General features: G+C 66.1%; 18 protein-coding genes. 6 read left to right on the top strand and 12 right to left on the bottom strand.

Annotated features, from left to right (window positions below):
* Positions 1-96 precede the first annotated feature (96 nt).
* The 5 genes from METLW4_RS0111850 to egtB all read right to left on the bottom strand — a co-directional run bounded on the left by METLW4_RS0111850 (position 97) and on the right by egtB (position 5,605).
* Complete coding sequence (locus METLW4_RS0111850) at positions 97-789, bottom strand: Crp/Fnr family transcriptional regulator (RefSeq protein WP_051079633.1); 693 nt, start codon at positions 787-789, stop codon at positions 97-99.
* Between the two features lie 69 nt (positions 790-858).
* Positions 859-2,655 (bottom strand): PHA/PHB synthase family protein, encoded by a 1,797-nt coding sequence (locus METLW4_RS0111845; protein ID WP_157235080.1) that lies wholly within the window; start codon positions 2,653-2,655, stop codon positions 859-861.
* Between the two features lie 329 nt (positions 2,656-2,984).
* Positions 2,985-3,254, bottom strand: coding sequence for a ribbon-helix-helix domain-containing protein (locus tag METLW4_RS0111835; protein ID WP_018266428.1), 270 nt, complete (start codon positions 3,252-3,254; stop codon positions 2,985-2,987).
* Between the two features lie 54 nt (positions 3,255-3,308).
* On the bottom strand, positions 3,309-4,271 hold the full coding sequence (gene egtD, locus METLW4_RS0111830; RefSeq protein WP_018266427.1) for an L-histidine N(alpha)-methyltransferase: 963 nt from the start codon (positions 4,269-4,271) through the stop codon (positions 3,309-3,311).
* The gene (gene egtB, locus METLW4_RS0111825; protein WP_018266426.1) at positions 4,268-5,605 is read right to left on the bottom strand and encodes an ergothioneine biosynthesis protein EgtB; all 1,338 of its coding nucleotides are present in this window, start codon (positions 5,603-5,605) and stop codon (positions 4,268-4,270) included. Before egtB ends, egtD begins: the two co-directional genes overlap by 4 nt.
* Positions 5,606-5,800: 195 nt before the next feature.
* Between egtB and METLW4_RS0111820 the strand changes: the two genes are divergently transcribed.
* Positions 5,801-6,091 carry a phosphopantetheine-binding protein gene (locus METLW4_RS0111820; RefSeq protein ID WP_018266425.1) on the top strand — a complete coding sequence of 97 codons (291 nt, stop codon included), beginning with the start codon at positions 5,801-5,803 and terminating at the stop codon, positions 6,089-6,091.
* Here METLW4_RS0111820 and METLW4_RS0111815 read toward each other — a convergent pair whose 3' ends face one another.
* The 3 genes from METLW4_RS0111815 to maiA all read right to left on the bottom strand — a co-directional run bounded on the left by METLW4_RS0111815 (position 6,092) and on the right by maiA (position 8,722).
* Positions 6,092-6,862 (bottom strand): L,D-transpeptidase, encoded by a 771-nt coding sequence (locus METLW4_RS0111815; RefSeq protein WP_018266424.1) that lies wholly within the window; start codon positions 6,860-6,862, stop codon positions 6,092-6,094.
* 266 nt (positions 6,863-7,128) lie between these two features.
* Positions 7,129-7,788, bottom strand: coding sequence for a peroxiredoxin (locus METLW4_RS0111810; protein ID WP_018266423.1), 660 nt, complete (start codon positions 7,786-7,788; stop codon positions 7,129-7,131).
* A 298-nt stretch (positions 7,789-8,086) separates the two neighbouring features.
* Positions 8,087-8,722 (bottom strand): maleylacetoacetate isomerase, encoded by a 636-nt coding sequence (maiA, locus tag METLW4_RS0111805; protein ID WP_018266422.1) that lies wholly within the window; start codon positions 8,720-8,722, stop codon positions 8,087-8,089.
* An 83-nt stretch (positions 8,723-8,805) separates the two neighbouring features.
* Between maiA and hppD the strand changes: the two genes are divergently transcribed.
* The 3 genes from hppD (at position 8,806) to METLW4_RS0111790 (ending at position 12,375) form a co-directional block, all read left to right on the top strand.
* Complete coding sequence (gene hppD / locus METLW4_RS0111800; RefSeq protein ID WP_026191452.1) at positions 8,806-9,870, top strand: 4-hydroxyphenylpyruvate dioxygenase; 1,065 nt, start codon at positions 8,806-8,808, stop codon at positions 9,868-9,870.
* Positions 9,871-10,050: 180 nt separating this feature from the next.
* Positions 10,051-11,349 (top strand): homogentisate 1,2-dioxygenase, encoded by a 1,299-nt coding sequence (gene hmgA / locus METLW4_RS0111795; RefSeq protein WP_018266420.1) that lies wholly within the window; start codon positions 10,051-10,053, stop codon positions 11,347-11,349.
* A gap of 9 nt (positions 11,350-11,358) precedes the next feature.
* Complete coding sequence (locus tag METLW4_RS0111790) at positions 11,359-12,375, top strand: fumarylacetoacetate hydrolase family protein (RefSeq protein ID WP_018266419.1); 1,017 nt, start codon at positions 11,359-11,361, stop codon at positions 12,373-12,375.
* Positions 12,376-12,878: 503 nt separating this feature from the next.
* Here METLW4_RS0111790 and METLW4_RS0111785 read toward each other — a convergent pair.
* Both METLW4_RS0111785 and METLW4_RS0111780 read right to left on the bottom strand, forming a co-directional pair.
* Positions 12,879-13,265: a hypothetical protein gene (locus tag METLW4_RS0111785; RefSeq protein WP_018266418.1), complete on the bottom strand. Its 387-nt coding sequence runs from the start codon at positions 13,263-13,265 to the stop codon at positions 12,879-12,881.
* Positions 13,266-13,303: 38 nt separating this feature from the next.
* A complete protein-coding gene (locus METLW4_RS0111780) occupies positions 13,304-14,221 on the bottom strand; it encodes a MipA/OmpV family protein (protein ID WP_245258444.1) in 918 nt (305 codons plus the stop codon).
* A 129-nt stretch (positions 14,222-14,350) separates the two neighbouring features.
* Here METLW4_RS0111780 and METLW4_RS0111775 point away from each other — a divergent pair, with 129 nt between their 5' ends.
* Positions 14,351-14,944, top strand: coding sequence for a TMEM175 family protein (locus METLW4_RS0111775; protein WP_018266416.1), 594 nt, complete (start codon positions 14,351-14,353; stop codon positions 14,942-14,944).
* Here the strand turns inward: METLW4_RS0111775 and METLW4_RS0111770 are convergent.
* Entirely contained in the window at positions 14,935-16,098 is a 1,164-nt protein-coding gene (locus METLW4_RS0111770) for an FAD-dependent monooxygenase (RefSeq protein WP_018266415.1), read from the bottom strand. The two genes, METLW4_RS0111775 and METLW4_RS0111770, sit on opposite strands and share 10 nt — an antisense overlap.
* A gap of 10 nt (positions 16,099-16,108) precedes the next feature.
* A complete protein-coding gene (locus METLW4_RS0111765; RefSeq protein ID WP_018266414.1) occupies positions 16,109-16,369 on the bottom strand; it encodes a zinc-finger domain-containing protein in 261 nt (86 codons plus the stop codon).
* A 179-nt stretch (positions 16,370-16,548) separates the two neighbouring features.
* On the opposite strand from METLW4_RS0111765, the gene METLW4_RS0111760 reads away from it, so the two are divergent.
* On the top strand, positions 16,549-17,160 hold the full coding sequence (locus METLW4_RS0111760) for a hypothetical protein (RefSeq protein WP_157235078.1): 612 nt from the start codon (positions 16,549-16,551) through the stop codon (positions 17,158-17,160).
* The last annotated feature ends 14 nt before the right edge of the window (positions 17,161-17,174 follow it).

Here is a 17,174-nt window from a genome sequence, read left to right as displayed (position 1 = left end):
GCTCGTCTGGCGGGTTGGGCGCTCCTGTCGAGCGCGTATCGCCATATTAGGCCGGCGCGCGGCCGCGTATATGTGCGAGAGCGCACAAAGACGCGCTCAGCCGGCCTGCTCGAGGCAGGCGGTCAGACGCTGCTCCAGCGTCGAGGGGCGCAGCAGCACCAGCCCGCCGCGGATCTTCTCGGCGAGGCCCTCGTGGATCATCGCCTGCACCTCGCGATTGACCTGCTCGCGCCGGCAGCCGATGCGCGCGGCGAGATCATGTTGCAGCGGCGGCGGCGAGATGATCGACTGGCCCTCATGGCCCTTGCGCGGCAGGGCCAGCCGCAGCAGCTCGGCATAGAGCCGGTGGCGCAGATCGAGCACGGAGCGCTCGAACAGCCGCGAGTTGAGATCGCGAATGCGCTTCGTCAGCAGGCGCAGCACTTTCTCGCAGACGGCCGGCTGGCTGAACAGCACGGTCTTGAACACGCTCGACGGCATGATGCACAGCTCGGATTTGGTCAGAGCCGAGACATTGGCGGAGCGCTCGGCCCCGTCGATGGCCGCCATCTCCCCGAAAATCTGGCCGGGATGGAGGTCGCAGAGAATGACCTCCTTGCCCGCCGGCGTGCGGATGAGCACGCGCAGATCGCCGGCGACGATGAAATAGACGTCGGTCGAGCGGTCGTCGTAATCGACGACCAGCTCGCGCTCGTCCACGCGCCGCCAAACGCATTTGCGGGCGATCCGCTCCGCCTCGGCGGGGTCGAGCCCCTCGAAATAAGCAATGCGCAACAAAGAATTCGACACGGTATCGCCCCGCCCAGAGCCACCATCGCAATTTGATGAGTATTTCGTCTCGCGTCGAGGGGCAAGCGCTCAATGTTCGTGGACATAGTTTCCGGGCGCGGCGCAGAGCGGCGGAAAGCCGCGCGTCGCGGCTCCCATTGGCGGCGGCGAAACGCGCTCCGCCGAGCCGCGGGCGGCGAGCCATTCCGCCCAGAGCGGCCACCAGGAGCCTTCCTCCCGCCGCGCCGCGGCCAGCCATTTGTCGGCCGAGACATAATGGTCCCCGGCCCGGCGCAGGCCGACATGAAAGGCGCGGCCGCGATGGCCGGGCTCCGAGACGACGCCGGCGTTATGGCCGCCGGAGGTGAGCGCGAAGGTCAGCTCATTGTCGGTGAAGAGATGGACTTTGTACACCGAGCGCCAGGGCGCGATATGGTCGGTCTCCGTGCCGATGACGAACATCGGCGCGGAAATATCCTTCAGCGCCACCACCTCGCCGTCCACGGCGTAGCGGCCGGCGGTGAGGCGGTTCTCCAGGAACAGCCCGCGCAAATATTGCGAATGCATTCGATAGGGCATGCGCGTCTGATCGGCGCTCCAGGCCATCAGATCATTGGGCTTCTGCCGCTCGCCGAGCAGATATTCGCGCACCGCCTTGGCCCAGACCAGCTCATTGGAGCGCAGCGCCGCGAAGGCGCCGGCCATTTGCCGCGTGTCGAGCACGCCCTGGTCCCACATCATGTCTTCGAGAAAAGCGACCTGGGCGGCGTCGACGAACAGCATCAGCTCGCCCGGCTCGCTGAAATCGGTCTGCGCGGCGAGCAGAGTGATGCTGGCGAGGCGCTCGTCGTGATCGCGCGCCATGGCCGCCGCCGTGATGGAGAGCAGCGTGCCGCCGAGGCAATAGCCGCAGCCATGGACCTTGCGGCCGGGCAGCACGGCGTCGATCGCGTTCAGCGCGGCGAGCACGCCGGAGACGCGGTAATCGTCGAAGGAGAGATCGCGATCTTCCGGCGTCGGATTGCGCCAGGAAATCATGAAGACGGTAAAGCCCTGCGCGACGAGATAGCGCGCCAGCGAATTCTGCGGCCGCAGATCGAGCACGTAATATTTCATGATCCAGGCCGGGACGATCAATATCGGCTCGGCGTGGACGGTCTCTGTCGTGGGGCCATATTGGATGAGCTCGATCAGCTCATTGCGGAAGATCACCTCGCCCGGCGTCGCCGCCACATCGATTCCGACGCGAAAGCCATTGCCGCCATTGGGCTTGTTCAGAAGCGCGCGCGTATAGTCCTCGATGAAGTTTTCCGCGCCGCGCAGGAGATTGGCGCCGCCCTCCTTCATCGTGCGGTCGATGACCGTGGGATTGAGCCAGAAGGCGTTGGAGGGCGAGAACAGCGCCAGCCATTGCTGCGCCATGAAGGCGACGCGGGCGGCGTCATTGGGCGTCATGCCGCGCGCCTCGCGCGTCGCCTGCCGCCACCAATGCTCGCTCGCGAGAAAGCCCTGCTTCCAAAAGGCGAAAGGCGGCGCGTCCCAGGCGGGATCATCGAAGCGCTTGTCGAAAGGCGCGGGCGCGAAGGGCCCCGAGACGGCCTCGCCGCGCGCCGCATGAGCGACGAATTGGGCGTATCGGGCGGCGTCCTGCATCGCGGCGAGCGAGAGCTCGATTTGCCGGCCGGGCGCGCGGGAGAGATGCGTCGCCCAATCGAGCCAGGCCGACATTTGCGCCAGCGGAGAGACGCCTTGCGTGAAGCGCGCCGCAAAGGCGCGGGCCGCGCGATCCAGCGTGTCGAAGGAGGGGATGTCGCCGCTATGGTCGATCTCCCGCGGCGTCGCATCTGCGAGCGGCGGCGTGACGACGGCGGGGGAGACGATGTTCATCGCGGTCGCTCCTGTGGCGGTGAGGGCTAATGTCGACGCGAAATTGATGAAATGATCGTGACGGCGCGCGCAGGGCAATGTAGGACGCCGCCTCTCTGCGTCGAAATCTAAGCCCTGAGCCGGAATTGCGCCATGCGCGATCTGCCGCGCCTGGAGAAAGGGCGCCGCCACCGCATTGCGTCATTGCTCGCTGGCAAATTTCATCTCTATGTCGCGATTCGCAGGACGAAGGCGTCGGCGATCCTTTCGCCTGCCCGATCAGAAATCCATGCGTGCAGACGATCGACGTCGCGCTCCGCCGCGGGCGTGAAGACGACTTTCGGCACGGCTTATCGCCCCGCTGCGCGCCGCGCCTTTAACCGTGCGAGCAATTCTTCGGCCGGAACGGCCTTCGAGGGATCGGCGAGATATTCCGCATGGCCGGGGACGACGACATCGCGCAGCCATGTCTCGAGCGAAGCGTCACGCTCCAGCAGAGCCTGCACGCCCTCGCTCATCAATTCGCTCGCCGAGTCGTATTCGCCGCGGCGCAGCTTCTCTTCCACGACCTCGGCCATGTCGGGCGGCAAGGTGACGCTGAATTGCTGCTTGGCGGCCATGGTGGATCTCCTGCTCGGAGCTTAGCAGAGCCGGGCGGCCGCGCCTATCTCTCCCTACGGCGCTCGCAGCTCGTGCACGCTGAACAGCGCCTCCGCATCTGTCCACACGCGGCCGGGCGCCCAGCCGGCGTCGCTCGCGGTGACGCGGAACTCGTCCACGCCATATTTGTAGCAGTCTTCCGTATGGATCGTCTCGCCGCGCGAGAAGGCGAAGTCGCGGCCGCCGATCTTCGCAGTCTGGCGGCGGCGGCTGACGAGGCGCATTTCTATGCGGCCGGCGCGCGCGTCATAGATCGCCTGATGGCAAAAGCCGGAGAGATCGAAGCCGCCGCCGAGCTCGCGATTTATGCGCGCGAGGAGATTGAGATTGAAGGCCGCCGTCACGCCATGCGCGTCATTATAGGCGGCGATGAGGCGCGACGGGTCTTTCTTCAAATCGACGCCGACGATGAGCCGTCCGCCCGGCCCGAGCAATACGCGCATGGCCAGCAGCAATGCGCGCGCTTCGTCCGGCGTGAAATTGCCGATCGTCGAGCCGGGAAAGAAGCCGATGCGGCGTCGATCGGCGAGCGCCGCGGGCAGTGGCGCCGGCCGCGAGAAATCGGCGACGATGGGGCAGACGCGCAAATGCGGAAAGCGCGCAGAAAGACGCGCGCGCGCTTTCTCCAGCGCGCTGGCGCAGACGTCGATCGGCGCATAGAGCGCGAGGCGCGGCGCGCGCTCGAGCAATAGTTCGGTCTTGCGGCTGGAGCCGGAGCCGAACTCGACCAGCGCCGAGTCCGCATCGGCGCCGCCGAGCATCTCCTCGCCATGCGCGGCGAGAATGTCCGTCTCCACGCGCGTCGGATAATAATCCGGCAGCCGCGTGATCTCGTCGAACAGCTCGCTGCCCGCCGCATCGTAGAAATAGAGACAGGAGAGGCGCTTCTCTGCGCGCGAGAGCCCGTCGAGCACATCCGCCGCGAAGCCGTGGCCCTTCGGCTCCGAAGGCGTCGCGCGATCGATATCATTGGTCATCGGCCCACATCCCTGGCGAGGCGCAGGCCGGCGAACAGCCAGCGCTGGCGCGCATGGAGGAAGTTGCGATAGCTGGCGCGAATATGGCTCTGCGGCGTCGCGCAGCCGCCGCCGCGCAGCACATGCTGGTCGCACATGAATTTGGCGTTGTATTCGCCTATGGCGCCGGCCGGCCGACGATAGCCGGGGTAGGGGAGATAGGCGCCGCCCGTCCATTCCCACACATCGCCGAACAGCTGGCGCGCATGGCCTTGAAAATTCTCCGACGGCGGCAGCGGGCGCAGCGCGTCGTTCTCGAGCAGATTGCCGGCGATCGGCTCCTGCTGCGCCACCGTCTCCCATTCGAATTCGCTGGGCAGGCGCGCGCCGGCCCAGCGGGCGAAGGCGTCGGCCTCGTAGAAGCTCACATGGACGACCGGAGCGGCGGGCTCCAGCGGCCGCAAGCCTTCGAGCGTCATGGCGAGCCAGAGGTCGCCGCGCCGCTCCCAATAGGCCGGCGCCTCCCAGCCTTCGCGCTGGATCGTCTCCCAGCCGTCGAAGAGCCAGAAGGCGGGATCGCCATAGCCGCCATCCTCGATGAACTCCAGCCATTCGGCGTTGGTCACGGGCCGATCGGCGATCTCGAAAGGATGGATCAGCGCATCATGGCGCGGCGTCTCATTGTCGAAGGCGAAACCTCGATCGAAGGCGAAATGCTCATCGTCCGCGTCGCTTCCGATGCGCACGATTCCGCCCGCGTAGCCGATCCAGCGCAGCGGCTCCGGCAGGCCGCAAAGGGCGCGCGGCGGCGCCGCGCGATAGGCCGGCCGCAGCGGATTGGCGGCGAAGAGCGCGAGAATGTCGCTGAGGATCAGCTCCTGATGCTGCTGCTCATGCTGCAGGCCGAGCTCCAGCAGCCGCGCCGCCTCGCTCTGCGGCGCGAGGCCGAGGTCGAAGAGCCGCTCCAGCGCCGCCTCGACATGGCGGCGATAGGCCATGACGCGCTCGAGCGTGGGCTGGCTCAGCAGGCCGCGCTGCGGCCGCGGCTGCCGGGAGCCGGCGCCCTCGTAATAGGAGTTGAAGCAATAGGCGAAGGCGGGATCGAAGAGACGATAGCCGGGCAGAAAGCGCGTCAGCACGAAGTTCTCGAAGAACCAGCTCGTATGGGCGAGATGCCATTTCGTGGGGCTCGCCTCCTCTATCGCCTGCGCCGCCATATCCTCGGGGCCGAGCGGCGCGGCGAGCGCCAGAGTGCGCGCGCGCGTCGCCGCGAGCCGGGCGCGAAATGTTTCGAGGGGAGGCTCGCCATGGGGCGGCGAAGCGAAATCCGTTCGCGCCATCGGCCGCGTCGCCATCGGCTCTCATCCTGGGCAAAGGTCGCGCCGCTGCGGCGCCTCGAGCAGCCGGCATATAGGCCGCGCCGCCGCCCCGGCAATCCGCGCCGCCGCGCCGGCGAGGCTCGTGCGAAGGCGCACAGCCGCGCCGGGTGGCGCCTCCTATGCTCCTCTCACGCTCGATGAGACGAGAGCGCGAAGCGAGGGGACGGGGCCATGAAGACCGAAATCATCAGCAGCGAAACGTCGATCGAGATCATCCGCCGCGCCATGGAGGCCAAGGGCGGTCTGCCGGTCGCCGCGGCGAGCCTTTCCGCCGAGGCCGATCTCTACGCCGCCGGGCTCTCGCCCTTCTGCGCCATTCAGGTGATGCTGTGGCTCGAGGCGAAGCTCGGCGTGGAGTTTCCGAAGTCCATGCTGCAGCGCCGCAGCATGGCGACCATGGCGACGATCGCCGCTCTCATCGGCGATCTGCTGCAGGCCGAGGCCCGCCCGCGGGCGGCGTGATCACCGCACTACGACGCGGGCGCCTTTGGCGACGCGCTTGTAGAGATCGATCACATCCGCATTGAGCATGCGGATGCAGCCGGAAGAGACCGCGCGTCCTATGCTCTCCGGCTCATTGGTTCCGTGAATGCGGAACAAAGTGTCCTTCTGCCCCTGGAACAGATACAGCGCCCGCGCGCCGAGCGGATTTCTCAAGCCCCCGTCCATATGCTCGGGCAGATCGGGGCGGCGCTCCAGCATTTCCGGCGGTGGCGTCCAGCCCGGCCAGAAGGCCTTGCGGCCGATCTTCGCTTCGCCCTTCCAGGCGAAGCCCGTGCGGCCGACGCCGATCGCATATTCCACCGCCTTGCCGTCCTCGAGCGAGAGATAGAGACGCCGCGCGCGCGTGTCGATCGTCAGCGTGCCGGGCTCCTCGGCGGTGGGGTCGCCGATGAAGCGCCGCCGCGTCTGCCGCATGTCGACATCGTCGTCATAGTCGATCGGCGTCGAATAATTCGGATCGGCGTCGGGCGGCAGGGCGGCGAGGCGCTCCCGATCGCGATCGTCACGCTCGCGATTTTCCCTGGCGCGCGCTCGCGGGGCGTCGCGGCGCTCCTCGTCGAACGGCCAATTGGCGCGCGCGCGCTGGCGGCGCGGCTGCGCCTCGTAGTCGGGATCGGCTGTCGCGCCATTTTGCGTCGACTCCGGCCAGAAATAATATTGCGCGGTCGCCGCGCTCGCATTGGCCAGCAGGGCGGCGACGCCGAGGACGAGACGTAGACGAAGCGACATGATGGTCTTTCCGATCGATTCCGACGCTCTTTGTCGAAGACGAAAAAGGCGAAAAGCGGAACGGCGCCGCGACGATGGCGCATCCCCGCCCATGAGCCATATGGAGCGCCGGCGCGGGCGTGACAGGGCCGGCCGACTCGTCGTCGATCATCGCAGAGCCGGGGGCCAAAAGCCACGCTCGTGCCGAAAATGAAAGGACGCGGAAACGAAAAAAGCCCGGCGGCTCGCCGGGCTCTCTCGTCTCGGGGAAAATTGAACGAGGCGCGCTACTTCGGCTGCGGCACGATGCGGAGATAGGGCTTGGGCGCCTTCCAGCCCTCGGGATAGATCGTCTTCGCCTCATCGTCGGAGACCGAGCCGGCGATGATGACGTCGTCGCCCTGCTTCCAATTCACCGGCGTCGCGACGCGATGCTTGGCGGTCAGCTGGATTGAATCCAGCACGCGGATCACCTCGTCGAAATTGCGGCCCGTCGTCATGGGATAGGCGATGACGAGCTTGATCTTCTTGTCCGGCCCGATGATGAACACATTGCGCACGGTCAGATTGTCGGCCGGCGTGCGCGTCGCGGAATCGCCGGAGGCGGCCGCCGGCAACATGCCATAGAGCTTGGAGACATTGAGATCGGCGTCGCCGATGACCGGATAATTCGGCGCCGCGCCTTGGGTTTCTTCTATGTCCTTGGCCCAGGCGGCGTGATTGTCGACCTTGTCGACGCTGAGCCCGATGACCTTGGTTCCGCGCTTGTCGAATTCGGCTTTCACCTTGGCGAGATAGCCGAGCTCTGTCGTGCAGACGGGGGTGAAGTCCTTGGGATGCGAGAACAGGACGACATAAGAATCGCCGATCCAATCATGGAACTTGATGCGTCCCTCGGTCGTGTCGGCTTCGAAATCCGGCGCTGCTTCGCCAATTTGGAGCGGCATATGCGGTACTCCTCGCTCGATGTTCGAACCCACTTCGAGTCGTCGCTGTCGAGATTTGCGGCGGCTGCGCGATCGTGTGCAGAAATCATACCGAAGGAGAAACGGCCTTCAATGCGAATTTTGTCGGCATTTGTACTATGCTGAAACCTTCTCTTTTTCATGACGGCTGCGACATGAGCTGCCGACATCGCGTCGAGACGGAGAATGGCTCCGTCTCATATCGATGAAGAGAAAGAATTTCTTTCTTTCTGCCTCGGATTTCGTCTTGTCGCATCTGCGACAGAGGGCGCGGCGATTGTCAGGGTTCCGCATCCGCCTGACGCGACGGCTCGGCCGCGGCGAAGGCGGGATGGGCGAGGCAATGCGCCTCCACGGCGAGAAGCTTCGGCAGCGTCTCGAGCGGCGTCGAGAAGCGCCGCGCCGCGAAGAGCTGCGGCACGAGGCAAACGTCGGCGAGCGTCGGCTGCGCGCCGAAGCAGAAGGGGCCGGGCTCGACGAGCCGCTCCACCGCCTCGAGCCCGCCCTGCAGAGCCCAATGATGGACCCAGGCGTCGACGCCGGAGTCGTCCTGCCCCAGCCGCTCGCGCAAATAGTCCAGCACACGGCGATTGTTCAGCGGATGAATGTCGCAGGCGATGGCCAGCGCGACTCCGCGGACCTTGGCCGCGAGCAGCGGATCTTTCGGCGTCAGCAGCGGCTGCGGCGCGAGCGCGTCGAGATAATCGATGATCGCCAATGATTGGGTGAGGATCGTCCCATCGTCCAGCTCGAGCGCCGGCGCGAGGCCTTGCGGATTCTTCGCGAGATAATCGGCGCGGCGCTGCTCGCCGCGCGCGAGATGCACGGGGATTCGCTCGAGATTCAAGCCCTTCAGCTCGATCGCGATGCGCACGCGATAGGCGGCCGAGGAGCGGAAATAATCATAGAGCTTCATCGCCGTCGTCTCCGCCGTCCGCTCTGGAATCGCAGGTCGCGCGCAATATGTTGAAGGAGTGCGCCATTCGCAAGGAGGCCGCAATGTCGCCTTCGCCGGAAAATCCGATGGGGACGGATGGTTTCGAATTCGTCGAGTTCGCCCATCCCGAGCCGGCGAAGCTCGCGGCTCTGCTCGAGCAGATGGGCTTCGTCGCCGTCGCGCGCCATCGCTCCAAAGATGTGACGCTCTATCGCCAGGGCGATGTGAATTATGTGCTCAACGCCGAGCCGGACAGCTTCGCCGCGGATTTCGCCCGCACGCATGGGCCTTGCGCCTGCGCCATGGGCTTTCGCGTGGCGGATGCGCGCCTCGCCTATGAGCGCGCGCTCGCCTTGGGCGCGAGCGCGGCGGAGACGAAGATCGGGCCGATGGAATTGAAGATTCCGGCGCTCGTCGGCGTCGGCGGCGCATTGATCTATCTCGTCGATCGCTATGGCGAGCGTGGCTCGATCTTCGACGTCGATTTTCGCTGGACCGGCGCGCGCGATCCGCATCCCGAAGGCGTTGGCCTCACCGTCATCGATCACCTCACCCATAATGTCTTTCGCGGCCATATGGACGAATGGGCCGGTTGGTACGAGCGCTTCTTCTCCTTTCGGCAGATTCGCTATTTCGACATAGAGGGCAAGCTCACCGGCCTGCATTCGCGCGCCATGACCAGCCCCTGCGGGAAGATACGAATTCCGATCAACGAGAGCGTCGACGACAAGAGTCAGATCGAGGAATATCTCGTCGCTTATCGGGGAGAAGGCATTCAGCATGTCGCCTGCGCCTGCGACGACATTTATCGCACGGTGACGGCGCTGCGGGCGCGCGGGCTGCAATTCATGCCGGCGCCGCCGGATTCTTATTACGCGCGTGTCGAGGAGCGGCTTCCCGGCCATGGCGAGCGGCTGGAGCGCTTGCGCGAGCTGGGCATTCTCATCGACGGCGAGGGACGCAAGCTGCTGTTGCAGATTTTCTCGAAGACGGTGATCGGGCCGATCTTCTTCGAGTTCATCGAGCGCAAGGGCGACGAGGGATTCGGCGAAGGTAATTTCCGCGCTCTGTTCCAGTCGATCGAGGACGATCAGGTGAAGCGCGGCGTGCTGCGCGCGGGAGGGTGAGGGGTTTCGACGCTGCGCGGAACCCACCTCCCCCTCAAGGGGGGAGGTCGACCGCCGAAGGCGGGCGGGAGGGGGTGACGCCCGCATCTCGGGAAGCGACCCCACCCCGGACCGCTTTGCGGTCCGACCTTCCTCCTGAAGGGGAGGGTGGAGCGCGCACCGCTATTCGGAGATTGAGCCATGACTCTCCGCTACATGTCCGGCTTCGGCAATGAGTTCGCCAGCGAGGCGCTGCCGGGCGCTCTGCCGATCGGGCAGAACTCGCCGCAGCATTGCCCCTATAAGCTCTATGCGGAGCAATTGTCGGGCTCGCCCTTCACCGCGCCGCGCGGAGCCAACACGCGCAGCTGGCTCTATCGCATTCGCCCGTCGGTGCGGCATTTCGGGCGTTTCGAGCGGCTCGAGCTTCCCTTTTGGACGAGCGCGCCTTCGCGCGAGGAGCATGATCTGCCGCTCGGCCGCTATCGTTGGGGGCCGCCGCCCATGCCCGATGGCGCGGTCACTTTTCTCGCCGGCGTGCGCATGATGACGACGGCCGGCGACGTCGATGCGCAGAGCGGCATGGCGGCGGGGCTCTATTTCGTCACGTGCTCGATGACCGATGATTATTTCTACGACGCCGACGGCGAATTGCTGCTGCTGCCGCAAGAGGGCGCGCTGCGCCTCGTCACCGAATTCGGCGCGATGGAGATCGCGCCCGGCAAGATCGGCGTCGTTCCGCGCGGCGTGAAATTCAAGGCGGAGCCGATCGCCGGGCCGGCGCGCGGGTATCTCTGCGAAAATTACGGCGCGCCTTTCACTCTGCCGAATCGCGGGCCGATCGGCGCCAATTGCCTCGCCAACGCCCGCGATTTCGAGACGCCCGTCGCGGCTTTCGAGGACGTCGAGCGGCCGTGCCGGCTCACGGTGAAATGGGGCGGCAAATTTTTCATCTGCGGGCTCGATCATTCGCCGCTCGACGTCGTCGCCTGGCATGGCGATTACGCGCCCTACAAATATGATCTTCGGCGCTTCGCGCCGGTCGGCGCTCTGCTCTTCGACCATCCCGATCCGTCGATCTTCTGCGTGCTGACGGCGCCCTCGGAGCGCGAAGGGACGGCCAATATCGATTTTCTGATCTTCCCCGAGCGCTGGCTCGTCGCCGAGCATACGTTTCGTCCGCCCTGGTTCCATATGAATGTGATGAGCGAATTCATGGGGCTGATCTATGGGCGCTACGACGCCAAGGCGGAGGGGTTCGCGCCCGGCGGCGTCTCGCTGCACAACAGCATGCTGCCGCATGGGCCGGATGCGCAGAGCTTCGCGCAGGCGAGCGCGGAGGCGCTGGCCCCGCAAAAGCTCGAGGGGACGCTCGCCTTCATGCTGGAGACGCGGCTGCCGCAGCATGTGACGCGCTACGCCGCGCGGCTCGAGACATATCAGAACGACTATGCCGATTGCTGGGCGGGGCTCGCGCGCCGCTTCGACGGGACGCCGTGAGGACAAGCGATGAAGCTCGCTTCTTTGAAAGCCGGACGCGACGGCAGGCTCGTCGTCGTCTCGCGGGATTTGACGCGCGCCACGCAGGCGGCGGCGGTCGCGCCCACTCTGCAGGCGGCGCTCGACGATTGGCCGCGCGCCGCGCCGCGGCTCGCCGAGATCGCCGAGCGGCTGGAGGCGGGGCTGCTCCCGTCCTTTCGCTTTCGCGAGCATGAGTGCGCGTCGCCGCTGCCGCGCGCCTATCAATGGGCCGACGGCTCGGCCTATGTGAATCACGTCGCTCTGGTGCGCAAGGCGCGCGGCGTGGAGATGCCGCCCTCCTTTTGGAGCGATCCGCTGATCTATCAGGGCGGCTCGGACGGGTTTCTCGGCCCGCGCGATCCCATCGCTTTTCTCGAGGAGAAATTCGGCCTCGATCTCGAGGCGGAGGTCGCCGTCGTCGCCGACGATGTTCCGCTCGGCGTGGACGCCCGGTCGGCGCGCGCCCATATCGCGCTCGTCATGCTGGCCAATGACGTGACCTTGCGCGGCCTCACCGCCGGCGAGCTGGCCAAGGGCTTCGGCTTTTTCCAATCCAAGCCCGCCTCGGCCTTTTCTCCTGTCGCCGTGACGCCGGACGAGCTCGGCGCGTCATGGGACGGCGGGCGGCTCTCCGCGCCGCTGCTGTCCTTCGTCAATGGCGCGCCGCTCGGCCGGCCCGACGCCGGCGTCGACATGACCTTCGATTTCGGCTGCCTCATCGCCCATGCGGCGCGCACGCGCGCGCTCGGCGCCGGCGCCATCATCGGCTCCGGCACTGTGTCGAATCGCGCCGCCGACGGCGGGCCGGGCCTGCCGATCGCCGATGGAGGGGTGGGCTATTCCTGCCTCGCCGAGCAGCGCGTCGTCGAGAGTCTCCTCGGCGGCGCGGCGCGCACGCGATTTCTGCTGCCGGGCGACCGCATCCGCATAGAGATGCGCGACGCCGCGGGTCACTCGATCTTCGGCGCGATCGAGCAGGAGGTGGTCGCGGCCAGCGAGATTTAGGGAGACGTTGGGGGATGGTTCGCCCAAGGGCGGCGCTCCCTCCGGGGGAGAAGGGAGCGCCGCGCAGTGGCGGCCGACAAGAGAAGCGAGGCGGCATGGACCGCGTTTGGTCCGCTCGGCGCTCGCTCGAAAGGCGCAGCTCGTCGGAGGGAGGTCCGATCTCCGCCTTTTTCGAGTCGGTCGACAGATTCCGCGAGCCTCGCCGGCCCTGAACCGCTTTTCCGTCGCATGTCCCGCCTCGCATCGGGGGGAGATTCCGCGCCTCGGGGAAAGGCGCGTCGAGGACGAGACATGGGCGACGCAATTGCGGGGTCCGCCATCTGAGACGGCGAGCGCTCGCGGAAGTCCGCTCGAATTGTCGCCGCTCCCGGGAGAAGAGCGCGACAATTCGTGTTTCTTGTTCCTGTGGCCTACGTGACGCCCGCGCTCAGACGCGAGAGAAACGAGGAACGAAGCTTAGGAGACAAGCCGGACGCAGAGCGTCCGGGAGGGCCGCATCGACATCAGACGAAGGCAGGCGGCGCTCGCGAGCGGAGATTGTCCGGGCTCTCATCGAGGTCCCGACCGAGGCGAGAGGCGAAATCGAAACGCGTGGAAATCTCGAAACGATAAACGATATGCGTGATGGTCGCCGGCAAGGTCGGCGCCGCGCTGGCGACGCAGGCGTCGCAGCAGACGACGAAGGGCGTCTTGGGCGCGCCATGGGACTTTTGGAAATCCTGGCAGAAAGCGGCGCGATCCTCGAAGACGCTGACGCCCGCTCCCCCATGGCCGCGATGCGACGCGAAGCCCAGCGCGCCGACGATGATCGTCAGCGTATAGAGCCCCAGCGCCAGTCGCCGGAAAAAGGTCGAGCGTAATCTATCGGCCATGGTGAATGAGAGTTGCACTCATCATTGTCAGAGTCAAGGAGAGCGCGAGCGGCGCTTCACCAAGAAAAGCCGCGCAGCTCGAAGGATCGGGCGATGGAGAGGCCGGCGGTGAATTGATTGCGGGAGCCGATCTCGTTCGGAATCGGGCTCGCGCCGACGCTGCCGGTCAGCCGCTGCAGGCCGCCGTAAATGGTGGCGTTGGTGTCCTTGGTGAAATCATAGCGGAAGGTGGCGAGCCCGCCCGCGGCGGTGAAGCCGCCATTGGCCTCATAGGGCTCGATGCGGCCATTGGCCAGAGATTCGAACGGCGTCACCGAGAAATAGGCGTTGGCGTATCGATTGTCGCCGAGGCTGAGGCGCGGTCCGAAGGAGAGCGTCGCGCGGCCGTCGCCGCCATAGACGTCGGCCCCCAGCGAGGCGACGAAGCCCTTGTGCCCGTCTATGCCCTGCCGCAGCTCGGCGCGCGTGCGGAAATGCTCGCCCTGATATTCGGCGAAGCCGCCGATCTCATGAGTGAGCTCGACAGTGTGCACGCCGGTGAGCCCGTCGCGCTGTCCGCGCTTGAACACGAAATTCGCCACAGGACCGGCGCGAAAGCCGTTGTAGTCGAGAATGGCGAAGCCGAATCCATCGTCGGGCGTCGAGAACAGCTCCGGCTCGCCGATGCGTCGGAAGCTGATCGAGGGAAACGGATAAGGACGCAGCGTGCCAGAGCCCGGAAAGCTCGGCGTCAGCGCGCCCATGACGCCCACCGTCACGATCCAACCTTGATCCGCCGCGGCGAATATGGGGGCGGGGGGCTCCTGCGCGCGCAGATCTCCAGTGCGCAAGTCCCCGGTGCGCAGGTCTTGCGCGCGGACGTCTTGCGTGCGGACGTCTTGCGCGCGCGGCTCGTCGGCATGCGCAAAAGGGGCTGCGCCGGCAAGGCCGACACAGGCGAGAAGGCCGATCATCGCGGCGCGGGCGCGAGGCATGGCGGAACCCTCCTTGCAGCGTAACCAATTCGTCATCATTATCAGCCGCCGGCCGAAGCTGCCAAGTCCGTGGAGACGCGGCCTCTTTTTCGCCGCTATGCATCCACCGGGCGCGATCGGAGCGGAGCGATGGAAAAGGACAGGCTGGCCGCTTTCAGCGACGGCGTCGTCGCGATCATCGTCACCATAATGGTCCTGGAGCTGAAGGCGCCGCATAGCGCGGATTGGTCGGCGCTCATTCCGCTGGCTCCGACTTTCGCCAGCTATGCGCTCAGCTTCGTCTATGTCGCCATCTATTGGAACAATCACCATCATCTGCTCTACGCCGTCTCGCGGGTGGATGGCCGCGTGCTGTGGGCCAACATGCATCTGCTGTTCTGGCTGTCGCTCATCCCCTTCGCCACCGCTTGGATGGCCGACAATGATTTCGCCCGCGCGCCCACCATTCTCTACGGGCTCACGCTGCTGCTGCCGGCGATCGCTTATTATCTGCTGACATTGGCGATATTGCGGGCGGACGGCCCGGCCTCGCCGCTCGCCGGCGCGCTCGGCCGCGAAGTGAAGGGCAGAGCGTCGATCGCGCTGTATTTTTGCGCCATCGCAGGGGGATATTTCGTCTCGCCGCTGCTGGCGCTCGCCATTTATGTGGGCGTGGCGATCATGTGGTTCGCGCCCGATCCGCGCATAGAGAGGACCGTCGCCGGCTCACGAGATCAGCGATAGATCCAGGCGTTGCGGGACAGCACGCCCTCGCCGCCCATCAGCCGCACGGCGGCGTCGCGCACCAGCGCCATCGGCCCGGAGAAATGGCAATTGGCGCCTTGCTCGCGTGAGGCGCGCTGAACGCGGGTCGCCCGCTCGATTCGCGCCGCTTGATAGGCCGCGAGCGCCGTCCCTGCTTCCGCGCGCGCATCGGTGAAGGCGTGGCCGAGCGCTGCGGCGTCCTCTATCGCCTGCGCCGCGCCCTGGGCGAGGAAGGGCACCATGGGATGCGCGGCGTCGCCGAGCAGCGCCACGCGGCCGCGGCCCCAGCGCGTGAGCTCCGGCCGGGCGTAGAGCGGCCAGCGTCGCCAAGCGTCGCCGGCCTCGAGCAGCGCGCGCAGATCGCGGCTCCAGCGCGAAAAGCCCATCGCCTGGACCAGTTCCTCGCCGGAGCGCGTCTCGGCGATGGGGCCGCGATCGGCGCGATCCTCGACAATGGCGACGGCGCTGACGATGCTCGCGTCACGCAGCGGATAATGGACGACATGTCCGCCCGGCCCGAGCCAAATGTGAGTCTCGCGCTCGCGCAGGGCGGCGGGCGCCGAATCGATCGGCATCAGCGTCCGCCAGGCGGTGAGCCGCGCCGAACGGGGCGCGTCGTCTGCGAGGAGGTCGAGCGCATCGCGAATCGTCGAGCGCAGCCCATCGGCGCCGATCAGCGCCGCCGCCTCCAGCGTCGCCTCGCCGATCGCCGGCCGCACGCAATCCGCATCCTGCGTGAAGCCCGCGCAGCGCGCGGCGATGCGCGTCTCGACGCCGAGGCGCTGCGCCTCGTCGAGCAGCGCCTTCTGCAGATCGGCGCGATGGAACACGCGAAAGGGCGCGCCCCAGCGGTCGCGCGCCTCGGCGAGCGGCAGGCGCGCCAGCACGGCGCCGTCGGCGGCGCGGCGAATATTGAGGGCGCGCGGCTCGAGGGCGACGGCGTCCAGCGCCGGCCGCATGCCGAAACCCTGCAGAATTCGCCCGGCGTTGGGCGAGATTTGCAGGCCGGCGCCCACTTCCTCTATGCGCTCGGCCTGCTCGAGGACGAGCGTCCTTTTGCCGGCGCGCGCCAGGGCGATCGCCGCGGCGAGCCCGCCTATGCCGGCGCCGACGACGATGAAGGGAGCGCCCATTCGCGCGGCGTCAGGCGGTCGGGTCGAGGACGGTCTCGGAATGATAGACGCATTCGGCCGGATCGGCCGCGCCATGGCCGAGGGCGGCGTCGAACACATAATGCGTCGAGCAATAGGGACAGACCGCCTCGTCCGCCGCGCCCATGTCGATGAAGACATGCGGATGGTCGAAGGGCGGCAGCGCGCCGATGCACATGAATTCCTTGGAGCCGACCGTGATCTTGGCGACGCCCGGCTGATTGTGGAAGTGCGGTGTGGAATCGTGCGACATGGCGGGGAATCCCTCGAGCGGTCGGTTGGCTGCGCGCAGCTATATTGGAGCCGCGCGGTTTTGGGTAGGGGGAGGAAGGTCGCGGGGGAGGGGAACGGGCGAACGAGCGGCCGAACAGAAAAGTAAGAAATGCCATAAGCTATTGAATATATAGGAAAAAATTAATTGGGAGTGAGCAAATGTCAGAGACGAGCGTCGACGACGATCGAGTGCGCCAGTTCATTGTTTGGGCCGAGCATCGCTCTTACGGCTGGGTCGACAAGAATCGAGCAGACCTGTTGGCGGGAGATCAAAATGGAGCTTTGATTCCAGAAGTAAAGCGCTATGCGATTTGGCAATTATTGATGGAGCAGCGTCGAAAGCCGCTGTATGATGGAGACTACGATCTCGCGGCGGCGGAATGGTACAGCTATATCAAATTTGTGACGGCGAGTTCTGGCGATAACGCAGCGCATGTCGCCGTCACCGCCTATTACTATCTCAAGCGCGCAGTTCCGAACATCGTCCGGCAAAAATTGCGAACCGACAAGAATCATCCCGTTCTGAACGCTAATAAAGGCGTTCGCCGCTGGGGCCACCAGGGGGTCGCGGATGGCGTCGAGATCTGGAAGCAAGATCACCCAGGGGAGCAATTGCGAACGGGAGCATCCGCGCGATCGACCGCGCCGTTCGTTCTCGAAAAGGCCGGATTGAGCGATGCGACCGCACAGAAAATAGGAAGAGGGATCGGCGATTATTTGCAGTCGCATCCTGCAGCGACCACGAGCGCGGGCGACTATGGACGGCGATAGACGGTGTCTATGCC

This window comes from Methylosinus sp. LW4, assembly GCF_000379125.1.
In the GTDB taxonomy this organism is placed as follows: Bacteria; Pseudomonadota; Alphaproteobacteria; order Rhizobiales; family Beijerinckiaceae; genus Methylosinus.
The sequence above is the reverse complement of the archived record's forward strand: the minus strand, read 5'-3'. Positions and strand labels throughout refer to the sequence as shown.

Excerpts from the sequence above, each read along its gene's own strand:
- METLW4_RS0111845 (WP_157235080.1), bottom strand. The coding sequence starts at position 2,655 with ATGAACATCGTCTCCCCCGCCGTCGTCACGCCGCCGCTCGCAGATGCG.
- METLW4_RS0111835 (WP_018266428.1), bottom strand. The coding sequence starts at position 3,254 with ATGGCCGCCAAGCAGCAATTCAGCGTCACCTTGCCGCCCGACATGGCC.
- egtD (WP_018266427.1), bottom strand. The coding sequence starts at position 4,271 with ATGACCAATGATATCGATCGCGCGACGCCTTCGGAGCCGAAGGGCCAC.
- egtB (WP_018266426.1), bottom strand. The coding sequence starts at position 5,605 with ATGGCGACGCGGCCGATGGCGCGAACGGATTTCGCTTCGCCGCCCCAT.
- METLW4_RS0111820 (WP_018266425.1), top strand. The coding sequence starts at position 5,801 with ATGAAGACCGAAATCATCAGCAGCGAAACGTCGATCGAGATCATCCGC.
- METLW4_RS0111815 (WP_018266424.1), bottom strand. The coding sequence starts at position 6,862 with ATGTCGCTTCGTCTACGTCTCGTCCTCGGCGTCGCCGCCCTGCTGGCC.
- METLW4_RS0111810 (WP_018266423.1), bottom strand. The coding sequence starts at position 7,788 with ATGCCGCTCCAAATTGGCGAAGCAGCGCCGGATTTCGAAGCCGACACG.
- maiA (WP_018266422.1), bottom strand. The coding sequence starts at position 8,722 with ATGAAGCTCTATGATTATTTCCGCTCCTCGGCCGCCTATCGCGTGCGC.
- hppD (WP_026191452.1), top strand. The coding sequence starts at position 8,806 with ATGTCGCCTTCGCCGGAAAATCCGATGGGGACGGATGGTTTCGAATTC.
- hmgA (WP_018266420.1), top strand. The coding sequence starts at position 10,051 with ATGACTCTCCGCTACATGTCCGGCTTCGGCAATGAGTTCGCCAGCGAG.
- METLW4_RS0111790 (WP_018266419.1), top strand. The coding sequence starts at position 11,359 with ATGAAGCTCGCTTCTTTGAAAGCCGGACGCGACGGCAGGCTCGTCGTC.
- METLW4_RS0111780 (WP_245258444.1), bottom strand. The coding sequence starts at position 14,221 with ATGCCTCGCGCCCGCGCCGCGATGATCGGCCTTCTCGCCTGTGTCGGC.
- METLW4_RS0111775 (WP_018266416.1), top strand. The coding sequence starts at position 14,351 with ATGGAAAAGGACAGGCTGGCCGCTTTCAGCGACGGCGTCGTCGCGATC.
- METLW4_RS0111770 (WP_018266415.1), bottom strand. The coding sequence starts at position 16,098 with ATGGGCGCTCCCTTCATCGTCGTCGGCGCCGGCATAGGCGGGCTCGCC.
- METLW4_RS0111765 (WP_018266414.1), bottom strand. The coding sequence starts at position 16,369 with ATGTCGCACGATTCCACACCGCACTTCCACAATCAGCCGGGCGTCGCC.
- METLW4_RS0111760 (WP_157235078.1), top strand. The coding sequence starts at position 16,549 with ATGTCAGAGACGAGCGTCGACGACGATCGAGTGCGCCAGTTCATTGTT.